This window comes from Gemmobacter sp. 24YEA27 (assembly GCF_030052995.1).
GTDB lineage: Bacteria > Pseudomonadota > Alphaproteobacteria > Rhodobacterales > Rhodobacteraceae > Pseudogemmobacter.
In genome coordinates this window covers 3166821-3191798 of record NZ_JASJPW010000001.1, presented here as the reverse complement: position 1 = coordinate 3191798, position 24978 = coordinate 3166821, and the positions used below count along the sequence as shown (strand labels likewise).

Genomic DNA, 24978 nt, shown 5'->3' with positions numbered 1-24978 from the left:
CGAAGTACCCCCGCCAGTATCGCGCGCCTCACGATTTCTTCAAAGAAATCGTGCCGGAAACCGTTTCGGTTTCCGCGCCCGTGGCTGGGGTTTGGCTTCAGGTGGCTGACGGCCGATCTCATAACGCTGGTTGAGTTAACTGGTTCAGGATATAGCAGGATCACAGGTGCGGCCTCCTGATATCGCGGCCGTTTCGTCCCTTTCACTCGCCGTCTGACTGCGCATGGCCAGTGACGGGATACCGCGGCGCATTACTGCATTTCCCGGCCTTTCTTCGGCGTAATCGCCCGCATCCGGCCAGAGCAACGGGTCCGGCAAAGCCGTCACGGCGCTCTGAGGTCCCCTTCGCAAATTTTCCCGCCAATGCGCTTGACCTCGGACCGGCGCAGGCGCAAATGGGCGCGGATATAACCCGCAACCGGGCGCGCAGTGGGCGCCAGACCGACGAGGAGCAAGGCCGATGGCCCAGATTTCCCTTACTTTTCCCGATGGTAATGTCCGGACCTATGAGGCCGGTGTGACGCCTGCCGAGGTTGCCGCCTCGATTGCGCCCTCGCTCGCGAAAGCAGCGATCTCGGCGCAGGTTGACGGTCAGCACTGGGATCTGGCCTGGCCGATCCGGACGGATGCGCAGCTTTCCATCAACACGATGAAGGATGAGGCCCCGGCGCTTGAACTGATCCGCCATGACCTCGCCCATATCATGGCGCGCGCCGTGCAGGAGCTCTGGCCGGATGTGAAAGTCACCATCGGCCCGGTCCGCGATCAGGGCTGGTTCTATGATTTCGACCGGGCAGAGCCCTTCACGCCGGAAGACCTTGGCGCCATCGAGGCGCGGATGAAGCAGATCATCAATGCGCGCGAGCCGGTGAAAACCGAGCTTTGGGAGCGAGAGCGCGCCCGCGCTTATTACGAAGAGCGCGGCGAGCCTTTCAAGGTGGAACTCCTCGACCGCATCCCCGGCAATGAAGACATCCGCATGTACTGGCATGGTACCTGGCAGGATCTCTGCCGTGGCCCGCATCTGCAGCACACCGGCCAGGTGCCGGCGGATGCGTTCAAGCTGACCCATGTCGCGGGCGCCTATTGGCTGGGCGATGCCTCGCGCCCGATGCTGCAACGCATCTATGGCGTGGCGTTCAGGAACCGTGACGACCTCAAGGCGCATCTGACGATGCTGGAGGAGGCCGCAAAACGCGACCACCGCAAGCTTGGCCGAGAAATGGATCTGTTCCACCTTCAGGAAGAAGCGCCGGGCATGGTGTTCTGGCACCCGAATGGCTGGCAGATCTGGCGCGGCCTCGAAGATTTCATGCGCGGCCGTCTGCGCGCCGCCGGCTATCAGGAAATTCGCACGCCCCAGGTCGTCGACCGGGTGCTGTGGGAGAAATCCGGCCATTGGGAAGCCTACCGCGAGAATATGTTCATCGTGGAAGTGGACGAAGAGGGCGCCAAGGAAAAGCGCATCAACGCGTTGAAGCCGATGAACTGCCCCTGCCACGTCCAGGTCTATAACCAGGGTCTGAAATCTTACCGCGACCTGCCTTTGCGTCTGGCCGAATTCGGATCGTGTCACCGCTACGAATCCTCGGGCTCAATGCATGGGCTGATGCGGGTGCGTGGCTTTACGCAAGATGATGCGCATATCTTCTGCACGGAAGATCAGATTGAATCGGAATGCGGCGCTTTCATCAAACTGCTGTCTTCCGTCTATCGTGATCTGGGCTTTGAAAAATTCGACATCAAGCTCTCGACCCGCCCCGAGGTCCGTATCGGCACCGATGCGCAATGGGACAAGGTTGAAGGCGCGCTGCAATCCGCGATTGAGAACCTCGGTCTGCCCTATGAGATCAACCCGGCGACGGTGCTTTCTACGGGCCAAAGCTTGATTTCAAACTGACCGATGCGATTGGCCGTGAATGGCAATGCGGCACGTTCCAGGTCGACCCGAACCTGCCCGAGCGGCTGGATGCGGAATATGTCGGCGAGGATGGCGCAAAACACCGCCCCTATATGTTGCACCGCGCGATCCTTGGCTCGTTCGAGCGCTTCATCGGCATTCTGATCGAGAACTACGCGGGCAAACTGCCCTTCTGGCTGGCGCCGCGCCAGGTGGTGGTGGCCTCGATCGTCTCGGATGCCGACCCTTATGTGACCGAAGTGGTCGCTGCGCTCCGCAAGGCCGGTGTGCGGGCCGAGGCAGATACCCGCAACGAAAAGATCAATTACAAGGTGCGCGAGCATTCCGTCGGCAAAGTGCCGGTGATTCTGGCCGTGGGTATGAAAGAGGTCGAGGAGCGCAGCGTCTCGCTGCGCCGCCTGGGTGAAAACCGTACCGAAAGCATGGGATTCGAATCCGCACTTGCCACACTGGCCTTTGATGCACTGCCCCCGCCAATGAACTGAGGAACGGCCTGATTCTGGTGATTTTTCGATCAAATGGTCAGAAAAATCACCGGGATCAGCCAGTTTCTTAAAAGATTCCCCTCTGAAACCCGGCATGAAACCGCGATTCCCTGTGAAATCGTGGCAAAATTCTTGATTTCCAATATCTCCGTGGCATCCTGCCCTGTAACGACAGACTTTCTGACTAGCCTCTCTACCCTGACAGGCCCGGAAGACCTGGCGGCTACGACCGGGCCGCAATTCCGCAGCCCGGAGGGTTACTAAGGGAGAGACGGGAATGCCGACTGGCACCGTAAAATGGTTTAACGCAACGAAGGGCTACGGATTCATCGCGCCCGATGATGGCGGCAAAGATGTCTTCGTGCATATTTCGGCGGTTGAACGCGCCGGTCTGAAGGGTCTGAACGACAATCAAAAGATCGGCTACGAGTTGCAAACCGGACGTGACGGCAAGTCCTCGGCCAGCGAGCTGAAACTGCTCTGACCGCCCGCGTTGACCAGCTGAGCGCTGATGGCGCTGCCGGAACCTGAGCGGAGCCGGCCTTCCCGTCAGTTGCCTGCCAGTCTAAGGGACGAAAGTCTTAAGGACGCAAAGTCTTTGCCGCCGTCCGGCTCGCCGGGCGCGGTAACTGAACCGGACGAAGGCCGCTGCGCATTGCGCGTATATGATGTACTCAGGCTGTTCCGTGCGCGCGGGCAGGGGTAATTTGCAAAAGACGCGCCGCAGGCCCCGGGCCTGCAACGGCTCCCCTCTGATCTGACGGCGCTTATCTGACCGGCTTCAGCCTGCGGTCAGACGCCCCTCGATGGCCTCATCCCAGCCGATGGTCCAGCTGGCCCCGTCGCGGATCAGCGGGCGCTTCATCACGGTGGGCTGTGCGGCGATCTGCGCCTCTGGCTCAGATGCCTTCAGGAAATCGGAAAAGGCGCGGTAGCTGGTCGATTGTTTGTTGATCACGCGCTCTCCGAATTCGGTGACGATCTCCTGAATCTCGGCCTCCGAGAGCGGATCCTTGCGGATATCGCGGAACGTGACGTCACGCCCGGCCGCTTCCAGCGTGCGGATCGCCTTTTTGCAGGTGTCACAGGTCGGGATGCCGTAGAGGATCATGTTACTTCTCCGATTTCACGCAGGTTACGCGGATGCCCTGCTGGACCGCGGGTGCGCCACTTTCAAGGAGCACATCGACCGGCGCGACCCGGCTGTCGCCCTGCGCCACACGTCCCTGCGCCGCGCAAAGAGGGGCGACTGCGCGAACAGCGGTGTCAAAATCGACATAGCCCGGCTGGAACAGCACCGCATAGCGATGTTTCGACAGTTTCAGCACATGGGTCTGATAGCGCTCATAACCGCCGGTGACGCGGGTGCGCTCGGCATTGGGTTCGAAAGGTTCGTAATACATCTGCGCCATAGCAGGCGAGGCGAGCATCATGGCAAGGGCGGATATACGCAAGAACATGGGGGAACTCCTGTATCAGGCGGCAGCCTAGCTCAAAGGCGGCGGTCCCGGAAGGGGCCTCCGCCCTGGCAGGGTTCTGTCTTTCCCGGATATACCAGCTGCGGGCAGCTTCAGCGCTGGCGCCGCAGATATTCATCCAGCCTGCATGACGGTGCCTCGCGGCGCAGATCCTGCGAGCCCGCCAGCCGCCAGTCCTCGGGGGCGAAACGCGGGAAGAACGTATCGGCATCGGAGACCGAGAGATCGACCTCGGTGATCAGCAGCCGGTCGGCCAGCGGCAGCGCCGCCGCATAGATGCTGGCGCCGCCAATCGCATAGATCCGGCGATGCCCGAGCGCCATGGCGCGGGCGAGGGCCTCTTCCAGCGACGGGACTGCGAAATCTGCTTCCATCGTCGAAGAGACGACGATGTTATCACGATTTTTCAAAGGCTTGAATGGAAGGCTTTCCCAGGTGCGCCGCCCCATGATCACCGCGCCCCCAAGTGTTTCGCGCTTGAAAAAGCCGAGATCTTCGGGCGCGTGCCAGGGAATATCGCCGTCGCGGCCGATAGCGCCTTCCTTCGATCGGGCAACGATAAGGCTCAGCACGGAACACCGCCTTTGGCGCAATCGTGCCCGATGAGGGGTGCTATGAGGCAGACGCCAACGGGAACAGGCAGGGTCTCACCGCCCCTTTACGGATGCTGTGCAGGGCGCGCGCCTGCATATGGGGCGGGTGGGCAATGGTGAAGGGCGCTCTGACCCGCCCGGAATGTCCTGATTTCACTGTGATCTCCCTGCCCGACAGCCGGTGCAAATGTTGTTGAGGTATAAGTGTGTTTCGGGGCAGCCGAAACTGCGAGGGCCACATCGCGGGCCTGGGGAAGCCGTGCCGTGAGGCCCGTATGAAGTCTGAGAGAGATCTGTGCGCCGCGTCCGGCGGCGCGCAGAAAAGCCCTGCGATGCAGCAAAGGTTCAGACCGCGACCTCGGCTTTGATAACCGCATGCGGCGCATAGTTTTCGACTTCGAAATCCTCGATCCGATAGTCTTCAATGCGCGCAACCTCGCGAATGATCCGCAGCTTCGGCATCTCGCGGGGCTCTCTTTGCAGCTGTTCCCGGGCCTGGTCCAGGTGGTTGAGATACAAATGGACATCGCCCGCGCACCAGACCAGCTCGCCGGGTTTCAGCCCCGCCTGTTGTGCGATCATCAGTTGCAGGGCAGAAGCCCCGACCCAGTTGAAGGCAACCCCAGCAGCAGATCGGCAGATCTTTGAAAACAAAGGCTGTTCAGTCTGCCATCGCTGGTGACATGATATTGATAGACCATGTGGCAGGGCGGCAGCGCCATCTCTTCAAGCTCCCCCACATTCCAGGCGTGGAACAGCATCCGGCGGCTCGAAGGGTTTGTCCGCAATGTATGGATCAGCGTCGCGATCTGATCATGTTCGCGCCCATCTGAGCCGACCCATCTGCGCCATTGCTTGCCATAAACCGGGCCAAGCTCGCCCCAGGTTTTCGCAAAATCGTCATCCTCAATGATGCGGCGCTCAAACTCCTCCTGAGAGATCGCCGTGCCGGTTTCCCTGCGGTATTTCGCAAGCGGCCAGTCGGTCCAGATCCGCACATTGTCCTGCAGGAGGGGCTGAATATTGGTGCCGCCTTTCAGGAACCAGAGCATCTCTTTGATCGCGGTTTTCCAATAGACCCTTTTCGTGGTCAGGATGGGCGCGAACCCGTCAGACAGGTCAAACCGGGTCATTGCGCCAAAGATTGACCGCGTGCCGACACCCGTCCGGTCGACCCTCTCATCGCCACTTTTCAAGATGCGGTCGATGAGGTCGAGATATTGATATTCCGGGTGTCGCACTGCGGGGCTTTCCTGGTGAGGTGGTGACGGGTCTGGCCCGGGGGGCCGCCGTTCGACAGCCGACAGGGGGATGCACGCGGGCCACGGGGCCTGAGGTCCCCTGACTATAGGCAGGCCCGCAGGCTTCGGCAATATCACAGATCCAGGGGCGGGAAGCCGCGACCTGCCTGCGCTACAAATTGCCATTTTTGCGCAAAGACTTAGGGCGGTGCGGCTCTGCAGTTATGCGCCACTGCGCCGGCTGCGGGACATCGGTGGGAAATCCCGTCTGTCGCCTTGCCCCGTGCCGTGTTAGCCATAACACACCCTTTGGCAAAGGAAATCAGGATGACGATCCGCTATCTTCACACCATGGTCCGGGTGCTGGACCTTGAAAAATCCATGGCATTCTACCAGCTTCTCGGGCTGGAAGAGACCCGCCGCATCGATAATGAGGGTGGCCGCTTCACGCTGGTCTTTCTCGCGCCGCCCGGCCAGCCGGACTGCCCGGTCGAGCTGACTTTCAACTGGGATGGCGATGACGGGCTGCCCTCGGACAGCCGTCATTTCGGGCATCTCGCCTATGAGGTTGACGATATCTACGCCACCTGCGCGCATCTCGAGGCCAATGGCGTGGTTATCAACCGCCCCCCGCGCGATGGTCGTATGGCCTTCGTGCGCAGCCCCGACAATGTCTCGATCGAGCTGTTGCAAAAGGGCGGCGCGCTGCCGCCGGCAGAGCCCTGGAGCTCGAAGCAGAATATCGGTCACTGGTAAATCTGTGAAGCGCCCCCTGATCTGCGGCAGGTCAGGGGGCGCTGCTATACCGGGCTTTTCTGTCAGCTGGGTTGAGTATGGCTGGGCATCATGCGCCAGATCCGTTTTCCTGGCCCGGTCACGCGTCGCGGGCTTTTGCGCTGACCGGAGCGGTCTCGGCCTATGCGGTCTGAATGGTAGTGCTGCCGGACCGGCCAGGGATGACGCCATTTCAGCAGCGCGCGTTTCGGGTCGGGCTGGCCCTGGTCGGGATATCCGGCCGCGACCTTCTGTTTGCTGCTGGTGGCCGATCTGCCGCCGGATAAGCCGGGCGAATAGCCGTTGCTGGTGCCGCTGAAGGGCGACGAACGGCCGCAGGGCAGCGACATCTGGCCGTAAGGTCGGGCAAGGTCACCAGGTCCAGGCTGCGGCGGGGCGATGGGGAACCCTTTGGGTTCACTGATGCGGTCGCCATGTCAGAGATCTGGCGCGTGACGTCGTCGCCGCCGGTGCACGACCGGCCGAACCAGCCTGGCGGCAGCGGCGAGGGCGGGATTCATCTTGTTCCATACCCCTGGGTGAGAGAAAAGCAGCCAGTTGTTAAAATCTCGCTGCCAGGCTTGCCGGGTACCGCACTTTTGCGGCGAAGGCGGTTGGTGGGGTGGCAGGCTTTGTACTGCGCGCGCTGCAGGATTGTTTCCAGAGAATTTCGATCCCTATGCCTGGGCTCGGATCATTGCGGCGATCGGGGCATCGCACATCGGCATTGAACCACAGGATCGAGGTTTAACGCAGTGTTTTGCACCATTCTGCGCCGGAGCCGGAACGCCCGGTTGCCGTCACCCATGAGGATATTGGCGCCTGGGTCATCATGTGTCGACAATGCTGCGGCGCGGCGGCTGCTGCGATTATGTCGTGCCGAACGTCTCTGTTCACCGGGCGACCTCTTCCGGTTCAGCTGCATCGAAAGGGTGCAGGAACTGGGCCAGATCAGGCCTGGCGCCTTGCGGGCCATGGCGGATGAGTACGGGGCGCTGGTTCTGATCGCAGAGGAAAGCTTTCCGGGAGGCTCGAGAATTGCGCTTTCTGTCCGGCTGCCGGAAAGCCATTTCTTCGGTGGGCAGAGCCTTTAACCTGACATGGAAAAGCCCGCGTGAAAGGCGCAGGTGGCGACGAAAACAGGTGCTCACCGCCGAGCTGCGGCCGGGGCGCGAGGCTTTCGGGCCGGACCGTGAGTTCCCGGCTGAGCCTGAACCTGCTGGTCTGTCGCGCGCCGCGCCGGAGTGGCTGCCCGTGTGGGATGCAAGGGAGTGCAATCGCGGCGACAACTGGCTGCCGGATGCGACTACCTGACACGGAGCATGCGTCAGACCTGAAGTTCTCGCGCGCGATCAGGTCAGCGCCGCACAAGCCGCCTCGGTCGGGCAATCGCCGTGCCGCCGCATCGCCCGGCTGTGACGGGAAGGGTGGCCCTTTCGCAGTGAAGCAGCCTGATCTCGATTTCTTCAAACAAGGCGAATGACCGCTTTGGCCAGGCCATCGGGCGAGGCCATAAGATGACTGTCACCGGTAATGTGGCGACTGCAGAGGGAAATATGTTGGCGCTGTTGCCGTTTCCAGAAGGCCTGTGCAGCTGGTGACCCGGGAAAGGCCGCGATCGCACGCTAATCTGCCTGCTGCATCGCAGCGCTGACGGTCTTGGCGGAATGGCTTTTGCGGCAGAGCAGTCTGTCCGTCTGAAGAGCACGCCGGCGGTGCCGCTGAGGGAGCGCCACCTTTGCAGGATTTGCAAACGGTGATGCGTGACAGAAGCCACTCTGATTGATCGTCTTTCTCTGCCGGCAGGCGTATTCTTATATGACGTATCAGTAGGGCGGGCGTAACCGGCAAAGGCGCATCACCACCGCGTCATGGCGCAGGTGGAAACAGCACGGGGGCCCCGTGCTGTCAGCCCCCGGCTCAGCCGTCGATGCGGCTGCCCATGATGGCGATGGCCTGTTGATAGACCGTTGCGGCATTCCATTCGCGGATCACCGCGAAATTCGGCTGGCCCTCCTGATAACCCTGACCGGGCTGCCAGCCTTTCTGGCGCAAGAAATTCGCTGTAGAAGCAAGGGCATCGGTCACATTGTTCAGATCAATTTTGCCGTCGCCATTGCCATCAACACCATAGCGCAGCGCATTGCCGGGCAGGAACTGGGTATGGCCCAGCTCGCCATGTTTTGCGCCAATGCTCTGCGGGCTGATCGAGCCGCGATCAACCAGAATCAGGGCAGCAATCATATGCGGTGTGAAAAAGTCACTGCGCCGGCAGTCATAGGACAGCGTGGCGATCGCGGAGATCACATTGGTATCGCCCATATAATTGCCAAAGGCGGTTTCCATGCCGTGAATGGCCAGAAGTACGCCGACCGGAACGCCATATTGCCGCTCGATCGAGGCATAGAAATCGGCGTTCTTCGCCTTACGCGACCGCGCCTGTTTCACGATCGTATCGGCGCCGCGCACCTGCATGAATTTTTCAAGCGAATATTTAAAGCTCTTCTGGTTCCGGTCTGCCGAAATCGTGGCCTTGGAATAAGAGCTGCCCATCAGGGCCTGGATTCCACGCTCTCCGACGCCGGCCGCACGGGCCTCTTTGGCGATAACAGGTTTCCACTCTTCATAGCGGCCGCCGCTGTCTGAGCAAAAAGCCGCGAGAGCCGGAGAGGAGAGAGCTATGAGCAGCGCGCTCGTTGCTGAAAGGCCGCTGAGAATACTATTAAGGCGCACTTGTTCACCTGCTGGCTGGATTTCGCTCAAGTCTAGTGTGATTGCGCACATAATCAAGCATTTGCCGGCGTGAGTGTTCTCACATTATTGCCAGGAGCTGAGCAGATTGCTGGCAGGGGTCGGGAATTCCGGATACTGTCGTATCGGCGGATGCCGGCACCACAATATGCAGAAAGCCCGGCCGATCGCATGATGGGCGATCGTGGCCGATGCCGTTCCGAACCGAAGTTTGCGCGCGCCATCTGGCCCTGATGCAGCGAGAATGATTCCCGGATTCTTGCCGGCCAGGCCGGGGCGCTGCGAGAAGTTGCGCCGGAAAAACACAAGGCTGCAAAAATACAAGGCCGCTGCCCCCCGGTCACACAACCGAACACAGTGGAGGTACAGCGGCCTCAGGCTATCTCGCGCAACAGCGCGAGATAAGGTGACGGGCCCGGCGACTGAAAAAAATCGCACTGATTACCCGTGACCGGGCCCGTCGTTTCATGGTCGTTGCTTTCGGAGACTGGCACATAAAAAAACACTCGTAATGCCGAAAGCCGCGTCCTGTTCGCCTCCCTGACCGGGGGTGCGACCGAGCCAGTCTGGGGTCTGGCTGCGGATTTTGGATATGCTCTGAACCTGTGCCTTTGGGGGCGGGAAAGCACATCTTTTCTTTTACCGGCGCCTGCCAACGGGCCGCGCGACAGCGGGCGGTGGAGACGCCTTTGTAATTCTCCGTTTTTCAGGAATTCAGCCCGAGTTGTGTGACCCCGAGTTGTGTGACCAGGTCGGGGCAGCTCGATTCGGCGCTTTGCCGCCGATGACCATCCCTCGCAGATCGGTGAAGAAGGGGGTTCCATGGCTGCGGTAATCCGAAAGATAAGCCGGCAAATCCTCGCCGATACATATTTTCGCCACCTTCACCCTCTCATGATCCTTTATGCGGTTGCAGCACCGTATTATCCAGCCTGGCCAATGGGTTGTGCATTTTAGTCTGCTCCGTATTCTGTTAAATCGTTAACGCGGTGCAGCGGGGGCGGTTCCCGGTAAAAGTCAAAAAAGTAGTATTCTGAATTCTTTCATCCAATGGGTGTTTTAGCCGGGACTGTGGCTCAATCCACAATTGCAAAACCCGGGTGAATTGCCGATGTTGAGGCTCCGGATCGGCGAAAGACAGCCTGCATGCCGATCTTCTGGCGACAGGAGACCCCGAATTGTCTCCAATAGGATTGCGGTGAAGGTTGACCGGCCACATCTGCAAAGGCCGGGACCGGAAGACGAAACCCGAAGACAGGAGCGTTGAAATGGCACAATCCCCCAAGCAACCCCCGCGGCAAGCGTCAGCCAGACGGTCTGGCAAACAGGCCAGTGCCTCAAAGACCATGGCCGAAGCCGTAACTGATGCCGCCGAAAGCGTCCAGGACAGCGGGCAGGAGGTTCTGCGGCGGATCAGCCGGCCGGCGCGCGCAGCCGGTGAAGCGGTGCTGGAACGGGCAGCTTCCGCCCGCGATGCCGCGCGCGACGCCCTGACCGAATCCGGCGAGCGACTGAATGACAAATTGCGCAAGGCCGCCTCCACTGCCGAAAGCTACGCCCGTGATATCCCGGCGCGCGCGTCAGAGGTTGCGTCCGATGCGGCGGCGCGGCTGAAAGGCAGCACTGCCGGTGAGATCGCGGCCGATCTGCGGCATATGGCAAAGCGCCATCCCGGGGTCTTCATGGCAGGTGCGGCTCTGGCGGGCTTTGCCCTTGCGCGACTGTTGACGCCGCGCGGAGATCGCAGGGATTGAGCGGCGCTCCGGAAAGTGAAGAGGCGACGCCTGGTGGTCTGATCCTTCAGATCGCGGGTGCCGCGATGCGTCTCTTGCGCGGCGAGATCGCGATGCGCAAGGCCGAGGCGCGCGAGATCGCGCTGATCGTGATCCGGGCACTGGTGGTCATTCTGATCGGGTTTGCTCTGGTTTTGCTGGGACTTGTCCAGCTGGCAGCGGCGGGTCATGCGCTCCTCGTCATGGCGGGGCTGGCACCGGTCTGGTCCTCGCTGGTGCTGGGGCTGGGGTTGTGCTTCATCGCCGCCGGTCTGATCTGGTGGCAATTGCGCCGCATCAGCCACGCCTCCTATTTCGCGCGTCGCGAGATCTTCGCGCGGGGCGGAGCACTTCAGCCTGGCACGGCCGAGGAACCGCCAGCCGGCGAGCGGGTTTCCAGTGAGCGGGTTTCCGGTGAGCGGAGGTCACGTGAACGGGGACCCATTGGTGGAGGAACGGAAGATGCATGATCGGGACCGGATCGGTGAAGAGATCGCCCGCAGCCGCCAGGATCTGGCCGAGGCCATTGCGGCGCTTAAACAAAATTTCAATATGACAAGGTTTTTCGGGGGCGGCCAGGGCCGTGCAGCAGGCCCGGATGCGTCAGGACATGCGGATCCCGCTTCGCCGGGCGCGGCGGTGATGCCGGTGATCGAGGCGGCAGGCGCTGCCATCCGGGCCAATCCGCGTGCGGCGGCGCTGGCCGGCGCGGGGCTGGCCTGGCTCACCTGGAGCGGAATTCGCCGCCGCTCGTCGTCTTCGCGTGCGGCGCGACCGGAATGGCTGCAAGGGATCGCCGCATTGCGGGAGGAGGCCGACCGGTTGCGCGCCCGGGTGGAGCGCTCCAGAGACAGCGGTGCGCTGGATGAGGTTGCGGCGCGTGACAGTCTCGAAGATATCGCGGCCTCGCTGGAACAGGCGATCCGCCAGGAAATCGGCCAGGGCCTGGACGGGCTGGATGCCGAGACCCGCGCTGCGGCGCTGGCCGCGCGCGAGGCCGCCTGCAGGCGCGAATTCGGCAAGGGCGGGTCCGGCGCATCCGGGCAGAATGGTGGAATGCTTGGCCGGGTCGGGAAGATTGTCACGGCCGGAGCGGCACTGACGGGGGCCGGTGGCTTTGTCGCCAGCCTGTTGTCGCGGGGCCAGCCATCATCAGACGCGGCAGCGAGAGGCCCTGACAACGCCGGAACGGAAGAGGCCGAAGCGCGCGAGGAGCTGCGTGATGATCTGGAACAGCTCAGCCTGCTTGTGACAAGATTGACCTCGACCTTGCGATCGGTGGTGGACGAGACCGTCTCCCGGGCTGGAAGCACCGCGACACGGCGGGACGAAACACCGGCGGAGGCGGCCTTGCGCGATAAGGATGCGGGCGCGGCCTGAGGGGCATGGCTCGCTTTCTGCCGTCAGACTGGGGCTCAACTGGGGCTCAGAGGTGGCTCAGTTGCGAAAGGGCGCCTGCCCGGGCCGTGTTTCGGGTCGCTCTCCGGTGAGGGAGGGGGGCCGATCTGATTCCGGACGGGATGCGCTCAGGCGCGCGCGCCGTGGGTCAGTCAGGCGCGACTGGCGGCGGCGATCTCTGGCACCTGCGTCAGCGCCGGATCGAAGGCAAAGGTGACCACTGCCCGGACCCGCGCGCTGTCTTCGATGATTTGCAGGTCGCCGGGCAGCTGCGTGACAAATCCGCGGATCAGCCTTGCGCCGATTACAGAAGGGGCGCCGGCATGTTCTCCGGTCAGGCGGCCCCGCGCGGAAATGGCACCGGAGACTTCAAGCCGGGCGATTTCAGTGCCCGCGCGAGTAACGACCTTCGTGTCGGGCCCTGAGACTTCGGAGGATGCAGGCCCCGGCTGATCTTCGGCGCGGCCATGGCTCAGCCTGATCCGTACCGGTTGATTTCCAGCTTCGGAAGGCGGGAAACAGGAGAGGATCTCGGCCAGTAACAGCGCCAGCGGCACCGCCTGTTGCGACTGCAGAAGAAGGGGCATCAGATCCGCCTGGACTGCCCCTTGCAGTCCCGCCCGGCCATGGATCAGATCAACCTTGGAGATCACTTCGGCCATCAGCAGATCGACTGTGACCCCGGTTCCCCCGGCCATCCGGTAAAGCCCGAGATGCACTGAAGAAAGCGACATCACCCGGTTATGCAGGTCGTCAAGCACAAGGCGCATGGTTTCGTCCTCGGCCTCGCGCCGGTGCATCCGAAGAAAAGAGGCGATCAGTTGCAGACTGTTTCCGGTGCGGTGATGCACCTCGCGCAGCAGTTCATCCTTTTGTCGCACGAGGTTTTCCAGTTCGGCCTCATCGCGCAGGATCGTGTCTGTCAGCGAGCGATATTCCTCGGCCAGGCTGGCAATTTCGGCGGGGGCCGTGCGAGTGTGACATCCTGAGTGGGCAGCCGGTTCCCCGAAGTAAAATCGCGCATCGCCCGCGACAGGTGCCGGACATGGCGCGTGACCAGCCGCTCGACGCCGAGAATGGTCACGCCAACCCCGGTCAGCCACATCAGCGCCGGAAAAAGATAGGGCAGCACATGGCGGTTCAGGAAATTTTCCTCGACCGGCAAGGTCCAGGCGCCCAGCAAAAAGAGATCGCGATTGACCGGCACCCAGGAGTACATCAGGGTTTCCCACCCCTTGGGATGGTCAAAAAAACTATGGGCTTTCTGCGGGATCAGGCTTTTCAGGCTGGCCTGGCCGGGCAGATATAACCCGGCATTGGCAATCCCGGTCGAGGCATAGATCACCTCGCCCGCGCCGTTGGCTGCGATCAGTGCCAGAGGTCGGTCGCTGGTTCTGGGTATTGTACCACCGGGAAGGGAAACGAGGTCATCGGGCAGGTCAATCAGCGCGCTTTCGGGGAGCCAGAGCAGGATAAACCCCTCAGGCTGCTCCGAGCGAGGGTCGGTCCGGTCCGAGGCATCGCCGAGCGGCCATGTCAGAGAAACATCCGATTGCCCGGGGTCGGACCATTGCGGGTCGTGAAAGATGCGCGGCTGGTCCGAGGCAAGGATTTCGGCAAAGCGTTCGGTCTGCGAGAAATCGCGCGTGCTGCCGTCAGAGCTGCAGACCATCCGGCCATCTGCCGAGACAACCCCCGCGCGCGAGATGCGCCCGTCGCTGGTGGCATAGGCAGCGATCCGGCTGGCACAATCCCCGGGATGATTGCGCAGGCTGCTGGCCAAAAGCTGGGCGGTCACCTGCGAGGCACGGATCAGCCGGATCTCGTGCAGTGCTTCCTGGAGGGTCCGTCCGACAGAGGCCGCGAGACGGGTCTCGTCGGTCTGGCGCATTGTCATATAGGTCTGGGCCAGCGCCAGCAGGCCAAGCGGCAAAAGGGCGATCATAACCATTGCGGCCAGCCGCAGCGCAAGGCCAGACGTGATCTCCCGTGCCGCGAAGAGTTTCATGTCGCCGGTGTGGTCGGCCGGCTGATCACGGCAGCGGTGACGCCGCTGATGCCAGAAAACAGATCCTCGCCCTCGGCAAGGCCCATCAGTTCGGACAGGCGCTTGCGTGCGCGGCTGGCGCGGCTTTTGACGGTTCCCGGCGCCACGGCCATCATCTTCGCCGCTTCTTCCACTGAATAGCCGGAGGCGCCGATCAGGATCAGAACCTCGCGATGCTCCGGCGACAGCTGATCAAAGGCTCGCTGGAAATCGCCATAGGCAAGGCGGCTGTCATGGGCCGGGGCCTCAGAGAGGCTGCCAGCGAAGACGCCGTCGCTGTCCTGCACCTCGCGGCGCGTTTTACGCAGGAACGAATAATAGGTGTTGCGCAGGATGGTGAAGAGCCAGGCTTCGAGATTGGTTGCAGGGTCGAATTTGTCCATATTCGACCAGGCCTTCAGAATGGTCTCCTGCACGATATCATCGGCGAGAACCACATTCCGCGACAGGCTGATCGCGAATGCCCGCAGATTGGGCAGGAGGGCCGCCAGCTGCTCGCGCGGATCAGGTACGGCCTGAGCGGGAGGAGACTGATCTTTCATGGCCCTGTCTTTTACCACCTTGTCCTGCGCGGCTCCGGAGCCGGCAGTCCGGCCGGAAGCGGGTCATTTGTCGGGCTCATTTATCGGTATCGGCATTGGCAGGCGGATCAGGATTCAGCTGGGCGAGCAGCTGGAGAAAGCGGTCAGGCACCGCTTCAGTCAGGACCTCATCATAAACCCGCCTCAGATTTTCATCGATCTGAGTGCGGATCGCTGAGCGATCTGTCGCGACTGCGGGTTTGCCTGGTAGCATTTTTTTCGTGGTCCTGCCATTGCTCTACGGAACCAAACGCGGCTTCGACGCGTTTGGTTCCGCAAGAAGTACGCAGAACGGAGAATTTTTTATGGCCGATTCCAGGGCTCCGGCCCGGGCTCCTTCGGGAGCCGCGACGGGGGCAGCGGCAGATGATGCTTCGGCTGCGGTGTCTGCCGGGGGGCAAATCGCCGGGCAAGTGACGTCTGGCGAAGATCTTTCCCGCGCAGTTGCGCAGGATTTGCCCTATCTGCGGCGCTATGCGCGCGCATTGACCGGAAACCAGGTGAGCGGCGATGCCTATGCCATTGCCGCAATCGAGGCGGTTCTGGCGGATCCATCCCCGGTGTTGAGGGCGGTCTCGGTGAAGGTCGGGCTTTTCGCCTGCTTTCATGAGGTCTGGCAAAAAGCCGATTCCCCGGTAACTGCCGCCGAAGATCGTCTGGCGGTTGCGGCGCAGCAGCATATGGCGCGGCTGACCCCGAATTCGCGCGAGGCGCTGTTGCTGCAAACCATCGAGGGCTTCAGCCCGGCCGAGGTCGCGGCGATCCTTGGCGTTGACACTGCCAGTGCCACGGCGCTGGTTGAACGCGCCTTTGCCGAAATGGCCAGTTCGATCCTCGGCAAGGTCATGGTGATCGAGGATGAAGCGATCATCGCGATGGATATCACCGCCATTGTCGAGGCGATGGGCCATGCGGTAACCGGCGTTGCGAGGACCCGCAGCGAGGCGGTGGCGCTTGCTGCCCAAAAGGTGCCGGATCTGATCCTGGCCGATATTCAGCTTGCGGATAATTCCTCCGGCGTTGATGCGGTCAATGATATCCTGGCCGATCTTGGGTCGATCCCGGTGATCTTCATCACCGCCTTCCCCGAACGCCTGCTGACGGGGGAACGACCCGAGCCGACCTTCCTGATCAACAAACCCTATACCGAGGAGCAGGTGCGCTCGGCGGTGAGCCAGGCAATGTTCTTTTCCTCGACCGAGACCCTGAACAGCTGAGCCGGTCAACGGATCAAGGGTTGAAAAGGCGCGGGATTGCTCCCGCGCCTTTTTGCTTTACTTGAGGTTTGTCACCACCTGGGCGGCAAATGTGTCAAGCATCGCGGCATAGACGGCGGCGGTATCGACTTCGGGCGAGGTGATATCGAACCCGGCGCCAAGCGCAGGCAGTGTCGAATTCATGTCAACCGTCAGCGTATAGGAATCGCCGCGCCCCGGCTGGGTCGGGTCAGACACTTTCACGAGGCCCGAAAGCTTCGAATCTGCCAGGCCAATCGATTCTGCGAAGCCGCTGGCCAGCGAAACCTCGTCAATATCGACGGTGATCGCGGCGCCTTCATCGCCCATCCGGTCGGTCACTTTGGTCAGGATCGCGGTTTCGAGATCCTTGTCGAGCGTGGCCCAATATGCGGCTGCGGCGGTATTCTGAACCGACCCCATATCTGCGGTCACCTCGATGCTTTTCACAGCATCTGCGCGATCAACGGCAAAGGCCGGCAGCGCCAGCGTGGCCATTGTCATGGCGGCTGCCATTGTTCCGGCGATGGTGGTTTTCATCCGGGTCACAGTAAACGTCATGCGAAATACTCCTGTTCTGCGGCCGCGTCCGGGAATGTCCGGTGTCTTACGCGGCACGGTTCCAGATGCAGGGAAAACACCCTGTACCGCATCCCGGTTCCCGTGCCGCTGGGGCAGATCAGGACGGGGAACCGGATGCCTGTTTTTCTATATATCTGATTTCAAAGGAGTTTCGACGGAGTTCGGCGGGGAAGGGCCGCCGGTCAGGGGCGATATCGGAAAAGGAATGCGCGAAATCATGCTGGTTTGGGCGCCGGCCATACGCCGAAACCAGCCTGGTCGCAGCTCAGCGCAGCCGTCTCAGCGCAGCCAGAGCCCTTCGCGTCTGAGCGTATTGCGGATCACCTTCTCGCGGCGCGGCAGATCCCTCTGGTCAAACAGCGCCCGCGCCTTGCGGCCCCGGTTCTGATAAACCATCTGTTTGGCCTGTTCCCAGTCGCGCAGCAGGCGGCGGTTCTCTTTCTCTTTCGCAACGGTCTCCAGCACGTGCACCGCCAGGTCCGATCCGGTGGCGTATAACAGCGGCAGCGTGCGGTAATGCAGCGTCAGATCACTATCGAGCCCGGCCAGATCGGTTCCTGGCCTGCCGCCGCCGAAAGAAGCGATCACCAGCGGCAGCGCGATCTGATCCAGCCAGGGCCAGAGCTCCTGACAGACCAGCGCCGCCGGGCGGTCTTTGTGGATCGTCTCCGCGTAATCCAGAAACCGGCGGCCAAAGTCCTGCGGGCTGTCATGCAGGAACCAGCCCGCGTTGAAATACATGTAGCGCTGCCAGTGTTCATCGGGCCAGGACAGATCCAGCGAACCCGCGAAATCCAGCCCGAACCGGTCATAAAGCGCGGCCCAGGTCTCGGCATAGCCAGGGCCATAAAGCTCAATCACCGGCCAGGTGTCCTCGCGTTTCATCGACGCCGAGGGCCGCGAGAAATCCGGCGCCAGCGTCGAGAGCGGCCCCGTCACCAGCGTATCGGTGTCGAGAAAGAGGAAAGGCTCATGGGGAAGGGCGGCCAGCATCTCGATCTTGTTGCCGATCGCATAGGCGGCGCCAAAGACCTTGCTGTCAAAGGGCACGAATTCGGCGCCCAGCTCTTCCAGCCGGTCGCGAAGCGCGCCTTTTGGCAGGCGCGGATCTTCGGGCCAGAGAGGACCCGGTTGCGGCTCGGCCAGCAAAAGGCGCCCTTGAAAGCCGGGATCCGCCGCGCGCAGTGACGCCGCGAGCAAGAGCGCCTCATGCCCAAGGCGGCCGCGTTGCACCACGGCTGCGATGTTGAACGGGCGGGCAGGGGGCACCGGCGCCACCCTGTTCAGCGCGGCGTGAAACGCAATGACAGGCAGGACATGCCGCCATCGATTTTCTGGCATTCCGAATTGCCAATCTCGACCACTTCGTAGCCCGCCGCCACCAGCCGGTCGCGGGTCTTCGGGAAACCGGCGGGGAAGAGCACGATCCCGTTGAAGCGGATCGCATTGGCCGAGGCCTCTTCCCCTTCGGCGACCGCGATCACCTTATAGCCGGTGAAACAGCCCGATGCCGCCAGCCGGTCGGTCGCGAGCACGGTTTCCGCATCCATCAGCGAGCAGTCGGTCTTGAAATGCAGCACGCCCGGCGGGGTATGGACCTCGCGCACCACCTGGCCCCAATCGGCGACCAGACGCGCAAGCTCCGCGATCCCGGCCTCATTGGTCCGGGCCGAGCGGCCGACAAGGATCTCGGTTTCGCCCATCAGGACATCGCCGCCTTCGATGAAACTGTCTTCGCCCTCAATGCGGCGGATCTCGCTGTAAAGCGCGCGCAGATGCGGCTCCATCTCGGCCGCCTCACCGAGGCGCGAGGGCGCGCCGGGCCGCATGATCACTGCGCCTTCAGGCAGGCAGAGCGCGGTGTCTTCGACAAAAACGCTGTCCGGATAGGCGTCGAGCGCCTCCAGTACCGTGACCTCGGCCCCGGTCGAGCGCAAGGCTGCGATATAGGCGCTGTGATGTTCCTCCATCAGGGCAAGGTCCGGGTTGCCGGTATCCACGGCGCGCAGCCCCCGGATGATCGACTGCGCCGGTTTGCGGCTGATTGCGTGGGTGAAAGAATAGGAGCGCGGCATCGGATTTCCCCGGGAAAATTGTTCCGACCATGGCTAGCCTGATTTGGCGGGCACGAAAAGGCCCCGCTCTCAGCGCAGAGGTCTCAGCCTCCGGGGGCGGGCAGACGCACGATGGTCACGGTGCAGGGCGCTTCGGCCACCACCTGGGCCGAGACCGAACCAAGATAGCGCCGGAGTGCCGAACTTGCCCGCGCGCCCATCACGATATGACCGGCAAGGATACGGGTCGCGTGTTCGGTCAGCGCATTGCCGGGGTCGGGGGCTTCAAGCACGGTATAGGTTACGCGTCCTTCGGGCAGGCCAAGCGCCTCGCCCCAGGCTTTCAGTGCGACAAGGCGGGCGACATGCAGATTGTTGCCCGCTTCATCGGTGCCCTGATCCAGCTGGATCCGCGTGCTGCGCAGCACATTGACACAGGCAAGCCGCGCCTCGGGGCGGAAATGCAGGATCTCGCGTGTGGCACGGAGGATCTCCTGCGACAAGGCCTCCATCTCGGGCGAGAGGTCGACGGCGGCCATCACCACCTGGGCGCGGGAGGCGTCTTCGGGGGATGGTGCGGGCAGGTAGCCCCGGATCCGCCTTGCGCGCCAGCGCCGCCGCAAGACCGGCCAGACCCCGTCCTGCTCGAGCTTTGTGGCGCGCGCGGTAAGCTGCACCTGATCGGGATGGCCAAGGTCAAAAGCCATCTGCGCCGCCGACTGAAAGCGCTCTTCCGGCTCGACCTCCAGCGCACGCAGGATGATCTCCTGCAACCAGGGCGGCAGATCGGGGTTCAGCGCGCGCGGCGGCAGCGGATCGCGCCAGAGGCGGCGGCGCACGGCGCGCAGCGTGGTGGTCCGGCCGAAGGGCAGCCTTCCGGTCGCAAGCTCGTAAAGCAAGGCGCCGAAGGCGAAAATATCCGAACGCGGATCATCGCGGTGATGCAGATACTGCTCGGGCGCGATATAGGGGAAAGTGCCCATCGGAATGGCAAATTCCTCGCCCAGCAGATCCGGCAGATCAAGATGGCGCGCGAGGCCATAATCGATCAGCACCAGCCGCCCGGCCTCATCGCGCATCAGATTGCCGGGCTTGAGGTCCAGATGGATCACCCGCTGGCGATGCACCTCATGCAGCGCCGTCGCGATTTCGATGGCCAGCGCGACCAGCTGATCGGGCGGCAGCGGCGCGCGGTCAAACAGCTCCTGGAACGAGGCGCCTGGCAGTTTTGCCGTCACCAGATAGGGCATGACCGCGAAATCGCCCGCCGCGATCAGCTGTGGCACATGCGGGCCCGAAAGGCGCGGCAGGATCATCTGTTCAATCTCGAACCCCACAATCGTCGGCCCGTCATCGCCGTCGAGAATGGTCGGCACCTTCATCACCATCGGGCCGGGATGATCGGGATGGGTGACCTCCCAGATCGTGGCAAAGCCGCCGCGATGCAAAAGCGGGCCAAGGGTGAAACCGTCGATCTGAAGCCCCTCGGCCGGGCGTTTCTGGCTGCGGCTCATTCTCCGCTCCTCAGGCGCAGGGCAAGCTCTTCGGGCAGGCCGGCAGCCAGGATCTTTCCGGCGGTGATGGCGGTATCATAGGGCGTGCGGCGAAAGCTGAGCTCGCGGGTCGCGGTTTCAAAGATGGCCCAGCCGGCCTGGGGGCTGCCATCGCGGGGCTGCCCGACCGAGCCTGCCACCACCAGCCAGCGCCGCGACGACAAAAGCGGCACCGGGATCCGGGGCCTCTCTGCATGGGCCTGGATCCGGTCATGGATGTCACTGCTGTAGAGCGCCGGCACATGGACGTGACCGCAAAAGATCACACCGGCGTCAGAGCTGCGAAAGCTAGCCATCGCATCGCGGTCCGAGGTGACATAGATCCAGTCGCCCGGGCTATGGGCCGAGGCATGGGTGTAAAGCCGGTCCTCCTCGCGGATCGTCAGTGGCAGCGCGGCAAGCCAGCCGGTCTGAGCGGCGGAAAGCCGTGGCCGCGTCCAGTCGATGGAGGCCCGCGCCGTGGCGTTCATGTCGCGCGCAGATCCTGCGATGGCGGCATCATGATTGCCCCGGAGCACCAGAGCGCCGGCGGCCTCCATCTCCTGGATCCGCTGCACGCACCAGGCCGGATCGGGGCCATATCCGACGATATCGCCAAGGATCACACAGCGCCCGATATCCCGCGCCGCCGCATCGGCAAGCACTGCCTCCAGCGCTTCGCGATTGCCATGAATATCGCTGAGAAGGGCGATCCGCATGCGGTTCTCCGGTTGCTTTGCCCATCCTGGCAGAGCGGGCGCCCGGGCAAAACGCATATTTTCCGCGCAGCTTTTCACAAGGCAGGCAATGTGGCCAGGGCGGCGGGGCTTGCTGCTCCCTCCGATGTGTTGCACCATACATATGGCGCGGCCATAGGGCCGCCATCAGGGGAGAGACCGAGATGCGACTGAGCGCCCGAAATGTCCTGCCGGGAACGGTGATCGAGATTGTCACCGGCGCGGTGACGAGCCATGTCCGCCTTGATCTTGGCGGCTCGATTGTCACGGCGGCAATCACCAAAGAGGCGGTGAAAGAGCTGGGTCTGACCGTGGGCGCAAAGGCCTCGGCGGTGATCAAGGCCTCGGATGTGATGATCGGCACCGATGACTGATCACGTGACCGACCTGCGCCCGCATGAGGTGGCGGTGCCGCTGCCCGGGGCATTCGACGCCTCGATCTGGTTCATCGGCCGGCTGCGCACCCCCTGGACGGATCGCAGCCAATGCCCGCGCCGGGGCGATCCCGAGACCGGCCCCGATTGCCGGGTCGAACTTGACCCGCGCTGGATCGAGGGGCTGGCGGGGGTCGAGGGGCGCGAGCGGATCCAGCTGTTATACTGGATGCATCTCTCGCGCCGCGACCTGATGCGGCAGAACCCGAATTTCGGCGATGCCTCGGTGGGGACATTCTCGCTGCGCTCGCCGGTCCGGCCCAATCCGATAGCGGCGACGGTGGTGCGGCTGTTGCGCGTTGAAGGCGCGGTTCTGCATGTGCGCGGCCTGGACTGTGTCAATGGCACGCCGCTTGTTGATATCAAAGGCGAATTCGGAGCGATTCCATGAGCTTCCCAACCCGCCGCGCCGTGCTGGCCGCGGTTTTTGCCGCCCTGGCCGCGCCGGTTCTGGCATTTGACGGACAAAGCGTCACCGATGCCACCGGCCGCGAGGTGCTGGTGCCTCTGAACCCGGAAAAGGTCTTTGCCGCCGGGCCGCCCGCCTCGGTGCTGCTTTATGCGCTGAAGCCCGAAGCGATGGTCGGCTGGGTGATGGCGCCAAAACCCGACGATCTGCCTTATCTTTTGCCCGAGACGCGCGGCTTGCCGGCGCTGGGGCGGCTGACCGGCAAGGGCGATACGCTGAACCTTGAGGTGCTTTTGACCACCGGGGCCGAGCTGATCGTCGATTTCGGCACCGTGAATGCCACTTACCGCGACCTGGCGACGCGGGTGCAGGATCAGGCGGGGCTGCCCTATGTGCTGATCGATGGCAGCTTTGCCGCGACGCCACAGGCGATCCGTGAGATGGCGGCGATCCTTGGGGTCGATGCCCGGGGCGAGCAGCTCGCAACTTACGCCGAGGCCGCCTATGCGGAGGCGGACGCTTTGCTTGCGCAGGTGCCCGATGCAGAGCGCCCCCGCGTCTACCTGGCCCGTGGTCCGGAGGGGCTGGAAAGCCCGGCGCGCGGCTCGATCAATGCCGAGATCATTGAACGGATGGGCGGCATCAATGTGGTCGAGGCCGAGACGCGTGGGCTGGTCACGGTCTCGCCCGAACAGATCCAGGCCTGGGCGCCGGATATCATTCTGACGGTGGACCGCGATTTCGCGGCCAATGTGCGCAAGATGCCGGAATGGCAGGGGATCCCGGCGGTCGATCAGGGACGCATCTATCTTGCACCCGGTGAGCCCTTTGGCTTTATCGACGCGCCGCCTTCGGTCAACCGCTTGATCGGCCTGAAATATCTGGCACATGTCTTCTACCCGGACCTGGCCGGAGGAGATCTGGAACAGGCTGATCTGCGCCAGGAGATCGCTGAGTTCTACACGCTCTTCTACCAGGTGACGCCGGATGCGGCAGCGCTGGACGCGTTGCTGGGCGAATAGGATCGGGACCAGAAGAATGCGGCTTTCCCTGCTGGCGCTGGCGCTGGTCTTCGCGCTGATCCTCGGGATCGGCCTCGGGCCATACCCGCTGAGCCCCGGCCAGATTTTTAATGCTCTGACGGGCGGGCTGACCGGGGGCCTGACGGGGGGCCTGACGGGGGCGGGGGATGATCGCCAGGCGCAGGTGGTGCTGTGGAACATCCGCGGCCCAAGGGTGATCTCTGCGGCGCTGATCGGGGCGGGGCTGGCGGCGGCGGGGGCGGCCTATCAGGTGGTGTTCCGCAACCCGCTGGTCTCGCCCGATATCCTTGGCGTCTCGGCCGGGGCGGGGTTTGGCGCGGTGCTCGGGATCTTGCTGGGCCTGCCGGTGATGGCGATCCAGCTGATGGGCTTTGGCTTTGGCCTTGCGACGGTGGCGCTGGTGATCGGGCTGACACTGGCGCTCAGGGGCGGCGCACAGCTTCTGGTCATGGTCCTGTGCGGGATCGTCATTGGCGCGCTGGCGGGGGCGGGGATCTCGCTGGTGAAGCTGCTTGCAGATCCGGATGAACAGCTTCCCGCGATCACCTTCTGGCTGATGGGCAGCCTTGCCGGCGTCAAGCGGGTCGATCTGCTGGCGGCGGCGCCGGCGGTGATCCTGGGCCTCGTGCCGCTGATCGCGCTGCGCTGGCGGATCGGGCTTCTGGCGATGGGCGATGACGAGGCCCGCGCGATGGGGATCGAGGCCGGGCGTCTGCGGTTTGTGGTGATCGCGGCGGCGACGCTGATCACGGCGGCGGCGGTGGCGCTGGCGGGGGTGATCGGCTGGATCGGGCTGATGGTGCCGCATATGGCGCGACTGGTGGCGGGGCCGCGCTTTGACCGGATGCTGCCGGCGGCGCTGCTGGCGGGGGCATCGTTCATGGTGCTGGTCGATACCGCCGCACGGATGATCGCGCCGATGGAAGTGCCGCTGGGCATCCTGACTGCCGTGCTTGGCGCGCCGGTTTTCGTGATCCTGCTGGCCAGGGGGGCGCGGGCATGGAACGGCTGACAGTGAATGAGGCGCCGCTGCTGTCGGCGCGTGATCTGGCGGTCGGCCATGGCGCCCGGCCGTTGATCCGGGGCATCGGGTTCGACCTTCATGCGGGGCGGGTTCTGTGCCTCCTCGGGCCGAACGGGGCGGGGAAGACCACGTTGTTTCGCACCCTTCTGGGGCTGATCCCGCCGGTTGCGGGCAAGGTTCTGCTGGGCGGCGCCGATCTGGACGGCCTGAGCCGCAGTCAGATTGCCGCCCGGCTGGCGCATGTGCCCCAGGCGCTGGCCTCGCCTTTTGCCTATACTGCGCGGGATATTGTGCTGATGGGGGCTTCGGTGGGCCTCGGTGCTTTTGCCCGGCCCGGGCGCGCCGAAGAGGCCCGCGCTCTGACCGCGCTCGACCGGCTCGGCATTGCGGATCTGGCGGATGAGGATGTCACGCGGCTTTCGGGTGGCCAGCGTCAGATGGTGCTGATCGCCCGCGCCCTTGCGCAGGAGGCGCAGGTTCTGGTGATGGACGAGCCGACCGCCAGCCTCGATTTCGCCAATGTCAAAGCGGTGGAGGCCGCGATCCTTGGTCTGGCGGCAGCGGGCCAGGCGGTGGTGGTCTCGACCCATGATCCGGGCCAGGCGGCAATGCTGGGCGATGAGGCCCTGCTGGTCAGCCGCGCCGGTGTGATCGCCTCGGGGCCGGTCTCGGATGTCATGCAGGAAGCCGCCCTGAGCCGGCTTTACGGCATTGCGGTGCGCCGGATCGAGGGGCCTGACGGCAGGCCGCATTTCTACTGACAGTGATCGGATTGCTACGCCCGGGAAAAAGAGCCCGGAACCTGCGCCCGGGCTTCTTGCCAATTTCGTGACGATATATTTCATCATACATAACGATTCGCGAAAATCCGCCGAAAGCCCGGTGGT

25 protein-coding genes and 2 pseudogenes are annotated in these 24978 nt (G+C 63.1%); 13 read left to right on the top strand and 14 right to left on the bottom strand.

The window, feature by feature from the left end:
* Positions 1-460 precede the first annotated feature (460 nt).
* Both thrS and QNO18_RS15850 read left to right on the top strand, forming a co-directional pair.
* A pseudogene (gene thrS, locus QNO18_RS15855) lies at positions 461-2406 on the top strand (threonine--tRNA ligase).
* A gap of 277 nt (positions 2407-2683) precedes the next feature.
* A complete protein-coding gene (locus QNO18_RS15850; RefSeq protein WP_092898588.1) occupies positions 2684-2890 on the top strand; it encodes a cold-shock protein in 207 nt (68 codons plus the stop codon).
* A 297-nt stretch (positions 2891-3187) separates the two neighbouring features.
* Here the strand turns inward: QNO18_RS15850 and QNO18_RS15845 are convergent, their stop codons facing one another.
* From QNO18_RS15845 to thyA, 4 genes and pseudogenes are all read right to left on the bottom strand, one after another.
* A complete protein-coding gene (locus QNO18_RS15845; RefSeq protein ID WP_283178457.1) occupies positions 3188-3517 on the bottom strand; it encodes an ArsC/Spx/MgsR family protein in 330 nt (109 codons plus the stop codon).
* Between the two features lies 1 nt (position 3518).
* Positions 3519-3866, bottom strand: a complete 348-nt coding sequence (locus tag QNO18_RS15840) for a hypothetical protein (RefSeq protein WP_283178456.1) — start codon at positions 3864-3866, stop codon at positions 3519-3521.
* A gap of 110 nt (positions 3867-3976) precedes the next feature.
* Entirely contained in the window at positions 3977-4456 is a 480-nt protein-coding gene (locus QNO18_RS15835; protein ID WP_283178455.1) for a dihydrofolate reductase, read from the bottom strand.
* 366 nt (positions 4457-4822) lie between these two features.
* Positions 4823-5718 (bottom strand): annotated as a pseudogene (gene thyA, locus QNO18_RS15830) (thymidylate synthase).
* 327 nt (positions 5719-6045) lie between these two features.
* On the opposite strand from thyA, the gene QNO18_RS15825 reads away from it, so the two are divergent.
* Together QNO18_RS15825 and QNO18_RS15820 are read left to right on the top strand one after the other, a co-directional pair.
* Positions 6046-6474: a VOC family protein gene (locus QNO18_RS15825; RefSeq protein WP_283178454.1), complete on the top strand. Its 429-nt coding sequence runs from the start codon at positions 6046-6048 to the stop codon at positions 6472-6474.
* A 1056-nt stretch (positions 6475-7530) separates the two neighbouring features.
* Positions 7531-7806, top strand: coding sequence for a hypothetical protein (locus QNO18_RS15820; protein WP_283178453.1), 276 nt, complete (start codon positions 7531-7533; stop codon positions 7804-7806).
* Positions 7807-8412: 606 nt separating this feature from the next.
* On the opposite strand, the gene QNO18_RS15815 is transcribed toward QNO18_RS15820, so the two are convergent.
* A complete protein-coding gene (locus QNO18_RS15815) occupies positions 8413-9210 on the bottom strand; it encodes a lytic transglycosylase domain-containing protein (RefSeq protein ID WP_283178820.1) in 798 nt (265 codons plus the stop codon).
* Between the two features lie 1301 nt (positions 9211-10511).
* Between QNO18_RS15815 and QNO18_RS15810 the strand changes: the two genes are divergently transcribed.
* The 3 genes from QNO18_RS15810 to QNO18_RS15800 are packed head-to-tail and all read left to right on the top strand — an operon-like array spanning position 10512 to position 12395.
* A complete protein-coding gene (locus tag QNO18_RS15810) occupies positions 10512-10997 on the top strand; it encodes a hypothetical protein (RefSeq protein ID WP_283178452.1) in 486 nt (161 codons plus the stop codon).
* Positions 10994-11485, top strand: a complete 492-nt coding sequence (locus QNO18_RS15805; protein WP_283178451.1) for a phage holin family protein — start codon at positions 10994-10996, stop codon at positions 11483-11485. Before QNO18_RS15810 ends, QNO18_RS15805 begins: the two co-directional genes overlap by 4 nt.
* A complete protein-coding gene (locus QNO18_RS15800) occupies positions 11478-12395 on the top strand; it encodes a hypothetical protein (RefSeq protein WP_283178450.1) in 918 nt (305 codons plus the stop codon). The genes QNO18_RS15805 and QNO18_RS15800 overlap by 8 nt, the downstream gene beginning before the upstream one ends.
* A 170-nt stretch (positions 12396-12565) precedes the next feature.
* On the opposite strand, the gene QNO18_RS15795 is transcribed toward QNO18_RS15800, so the two are convergent.
* The 4 genes from QNO18_RS15795 to QNO18_RS15780 form a co-directional block, all read right to left on the bottom strand.
* The gene (locus QNO18_RS15795; RefSeq protein WP_283178449.1) at positions 12566-13294 is read right to left on the bottom strand and encodes a sensor histidine kinase; all 729 of its coding nucleotides are present in this window, start codon (positions 13292-13294) and stop codon (positions 12566-12568) included.
* Between the two features lie 41 nt (positions 13295-13335).
* The gene (locus tag QNO18_RS15790) at positions 13336-14421 is read right to left on the bottom strand and encodes a hypothetical protein (protein ID WP_283178448.1); all 1086 of its coding nucleotides are present in this window, start codon (positions 14419-14421) and stop codon (positions 13336-13338) included.
* Complete coding sequence (locus QNO18_RS15785) at positions 14418-15002, bottom strand: sigma-70 family RNA polymerase sigma factor (RefSeq protein ID WP_283178447.1); 585 nt, start codon at positions 15000-15002, stop codon at positions 14418-14420. Before QNO18_RS15785 ends, QNO18_RS15790 begins: the two co-directional genes overlap by 4 nt.
* A 76-nt stretch (positions 15003-15078) precedes the next feature.
* Complete coding sequence (locus QNO18_RS15780) at positions 15079-15255, bottom strand: NepR family anti-sigma factor (RefSeq protein ID WP_283178446.1); 177 nt, start codon at positions 15253-15255, stop codon at positions 15079-15081.
* 91 nt (positions 15256-15346) lie between these two features.
* Between QNO18_RS15780 and QNO18_RS15775 the strand changes: the two genes are divergently transcribed.
* Entirely contained in the window at positions 15347-16258 is a 912-nt protein-coding gene (locus QNO18_RS15775; RefSeq protein ID WP_283178445.1) for a response regulator, read from the top strand.
* A 57-nt stretch (positions 16259-16315) separates the two neighbouring features.
* Here the strand turns inward: QNO18_RS15775 and QNO18_RS15770 are convergent, their stop codons facing one another.
* The 5 genes from QNO18_RS15770 to QNO18_RS15750 all read right to left on the bottom strand — a co-directional run bounded on the left by QNO18_RS15770 (position 16316) and on the right by QNO18_RS15750 (position 21163).
* A complete protein-coding gene (locus QNO18_RS15770) occupies positions 16316-16837 on the bottom strand; it encodes a hypothetical protein (protein WP_283178444.1) in 522 nt (173 codons plus the stop codon).
* Positions 16838-17137: 300 nt separating this feature from the next.
* Entirely contained in the window at positions 17138-18127 is a 990-nt protein-coding gene (locus tag QNO18_RS15765) for a hypothetical protein (RefSeq protein ID WP_349293868.1), read from the bottom strand.
* A 14-nt stretch (positions 18128-18141) separates the two neighbouring features.
* Positions 18142-18933, bottom strand: a complete 792-nt coding sequence (locus QNO18_RS15760; RefSeq protein WP_283178443.1) for an arginine deiminase family protein — start codon at positions 18931-18933, stop codon at positions 18142-18144.
* Between the two features lie 83 nt (positions 18934-19016).
* Complete coding sequence (locus tag QNO18_RS15755; protein ID WP_283178442.1) at positions 19017-20426, bottom strand: bifunctional serine/threonine-protein kinase/universal stress protein; 1410 nt, start codon at positions 20424-20426, stop codon at positions 19017-19019.
* Positions 20423-21163, bottom strand: coding sequence for a metallophosphoesterase family protein (locus tag QNO18_RS15750; RefSeq protein ID WP_283178441.1), 741 nt, complete (start codon positions 21161-21163; stop codon positions 20423-20425). The genes QNO18_RS15755 and QNO18_RS15750 overlap by 4 nt, the downstream gene beginning before the upstream one ends.
* A gap of 182 nt (positions 21164-21345) precedes the next feature.
* Between QNO18_RS15750 and QNO18_RS15745 the strand changes: the two genes are divergently transcribed.
* The 5 genes from QNO18_RS15745 to QNO18_RS15725 are packed head-to-tail and all read left to right on the top strand — an operon-like array spanning position 21346 to position 24852.
* Positions 21346-21555 carry a TOBE domain-containing protein gene (locus QNO18_RS15745; protein WP_283178440.1) on the top strand — a complete coding sequence of 70 codons (210 nt, stop codon included), beginning with the start codon at positions 21346-21348 and terminating at the stop codon, positions 21553-21555.
* Positions 21548-22006, top strand: coding sequence for an SAM-dependent methyltransferase (locus tag QNO18_RS15740; protein WP_283178439.1), 459 nt, complete (start codon positions 21548-21550; stop codon positions 22004-22006). Before QNO18_RS15745 ends, QNO18_RS15740 begins: the two co-directional genes overlap by 8 nt.
* On the top strand, positions 22003-23046 hold the full coding sequence (locus QNO18_RS15735) for an ABC transporter substrate-binding protein (protein WP_283178438.1): 1044 nt from the start codon (positions 22003-22005) through the stop codon (positions 23044-23046). Before QNO18_RS15740 ends, QNO18_RS15735 begins: the two co-directional genes overlap by 4 nt.
* 16 nt (positions 23047-23062) lie before the next feature.
* Positions 23063-24079 (top strand): iron ABC transporter permease, encoded by a 1017-nt coding sequence (locus tag QNO18_RS15730; protein WP_283178437.1) that lies wholly within the window; start codon positions 23063-23065, stop codon positions 24077-24079.
* Positions 24067-24852: an ABC transporter ATP-binding protein gene (locus QNO18_RS15725; RefSeq protein WP_283178436.1), complete on the top strand. Its 786-nt coding sequence runs from the start codon at positions 24067-24069 to the stop codon at positions 24850-24852. Before QNO18_RS15730 ends, QNO18_RS15725 begins: the two co-directional genes overlap by 13 nt.
* The last annotated feature ends 126 nt before the right edge of the window (positions 24853-24978 follow it).

Bases quoted from the DNA above. Each gene is read 5' to 3' on its own strand.
- QNO18_RS15850 (WP_092898588.1), top strand. From the start codon at position 2,684: ATGCCGACTGGCACCGTAAAATGGTTTAACGCAACGAAGGGCTACGGA.
- QNO18_RS15845 (WP_283178457.1), bottom strand. From the start codon at position 3,517: ATGATCCTCTACGGCATCCCGACCTGTGACACCTGCAAAAAGGCGATC.
- QNO18_RS15840 (WP_283178456.1), bottom strand. From the start codon at position 3,866: ATGTTCTTGCGTATATCCGCCCTTGCCATGATGCTCGCCTCGCCTGCT.
- QNO18_RS15825 (WP_283178454.1), top strand. From the start codon at position 6,046: ATGACGATCCGCTATCTTCACACCATGGTCCGGGTGCTGGACCTTGAA.
- QNO18_RS15810 (WP_283178452.1), top strand. From the start codon at position 10,512: ATGGCACAATCCCCCAAGCAACCCCCGCGGCAAGCGTCAGCCAGACGG.
- QNO18_RS15800 (WP_283178450.1), top strand. From the start codon at position 11,478: ATGCATGATCGGGACCGGATCGGTGAAGAGATCGCCCGCAGCCGCCAG.
- QNO18_RS15790 (WP_283178448.1), bottom strand. From the start codon at position 14,421: ATGAAACTCTTCGCGGCACGGGAGATCACGTCTGGCCTTGCGCTGCGG.
- QNO18_RS15785 (WP_283178447.1), bottom strand. From the start codon at position 15,002: ATGAAAGATCAGTCTCCTCCCGCTCAGGCCGTACCTGATCCGCGCGAG.
- QNO18_RS15780 (WP_283178446.1), bottom strand. From the start codon at position 15,255: ATGCTACCAGGCAAACCCGCAGTCGCGACAGATCGCTCAGCGATCCGC.
- QNO18_RS15775 (WP_283178445.1), top strand. From the start codon at position 15,347: ATGGCCGATTCCAGGGCTCCGGCCCGGGCTCCTTCGGGAGCCGCGACG.
- QNO18_RS15770 (WP_283178444.1), bottom strand. From the start codon at position 16,837: ATGACGTTTACTGTGACCCGGATGAAAACCACCATCGCCGGAACAATG.
- QNO18_RS15760 (WP_283178443.1), bottom strand. From the start codon at position 18,933: ATGCCGCGCTCCTATTCTTTCACCCACGCAATCAGCCGCAAACCGGCG.
- QNO18_RS15755 (WP_283178442.1), bottom strand. From the start codon at position 20,426: ATGAGCCGCAGCCAGAAACGCCCGGCCGAGGGGCTTCAGATCGACGGT.
- QNO18_RS15750 (WP_283178441.1), bottom strand. From the start codon at position 21,163: ATGCGGATCGCCCTTCTCAGCGATATTCATGGCAATCGCGAAGCGCTG.
- QNO18_RS15745 (WP_283178440.1), top strand. From the start codon at position 21,346: ATGCGACTGAGCGCCCGAAATGTCCTGCCGGGAACGGTGATCGAGATT.
- QNO18_RS15740 (WP_283178439.1), top strand. From the start codon at position 21,548: ATGACTGATCACGTGACCGACCTGCGCCCGCATGAGGTGGCGGTGCCG.
- QNO18_RS15735 (WP_283178438.1), top strand. From the start codon at position 22,003: ATGAGCTTCCCAACCCGCCGCGCCGTGCTGGCCGCGGTTTTTGCCGCC.
- QNO18_RS15730 (WP_283178437.1), top strand. From the start codon at position 23,063: ATGCGGCTTTCCCTGCTGGCGCTGGCGCTGGTCTTCGCGCTGATCCTC.
- QNO18_RS15725 (WP_283178436.1), top strand. From the start codon at position 24,067: ATGGAACGGCTGACAGTGAATGAGGCGCCGCTGCTGTCGGCGCGTGAT.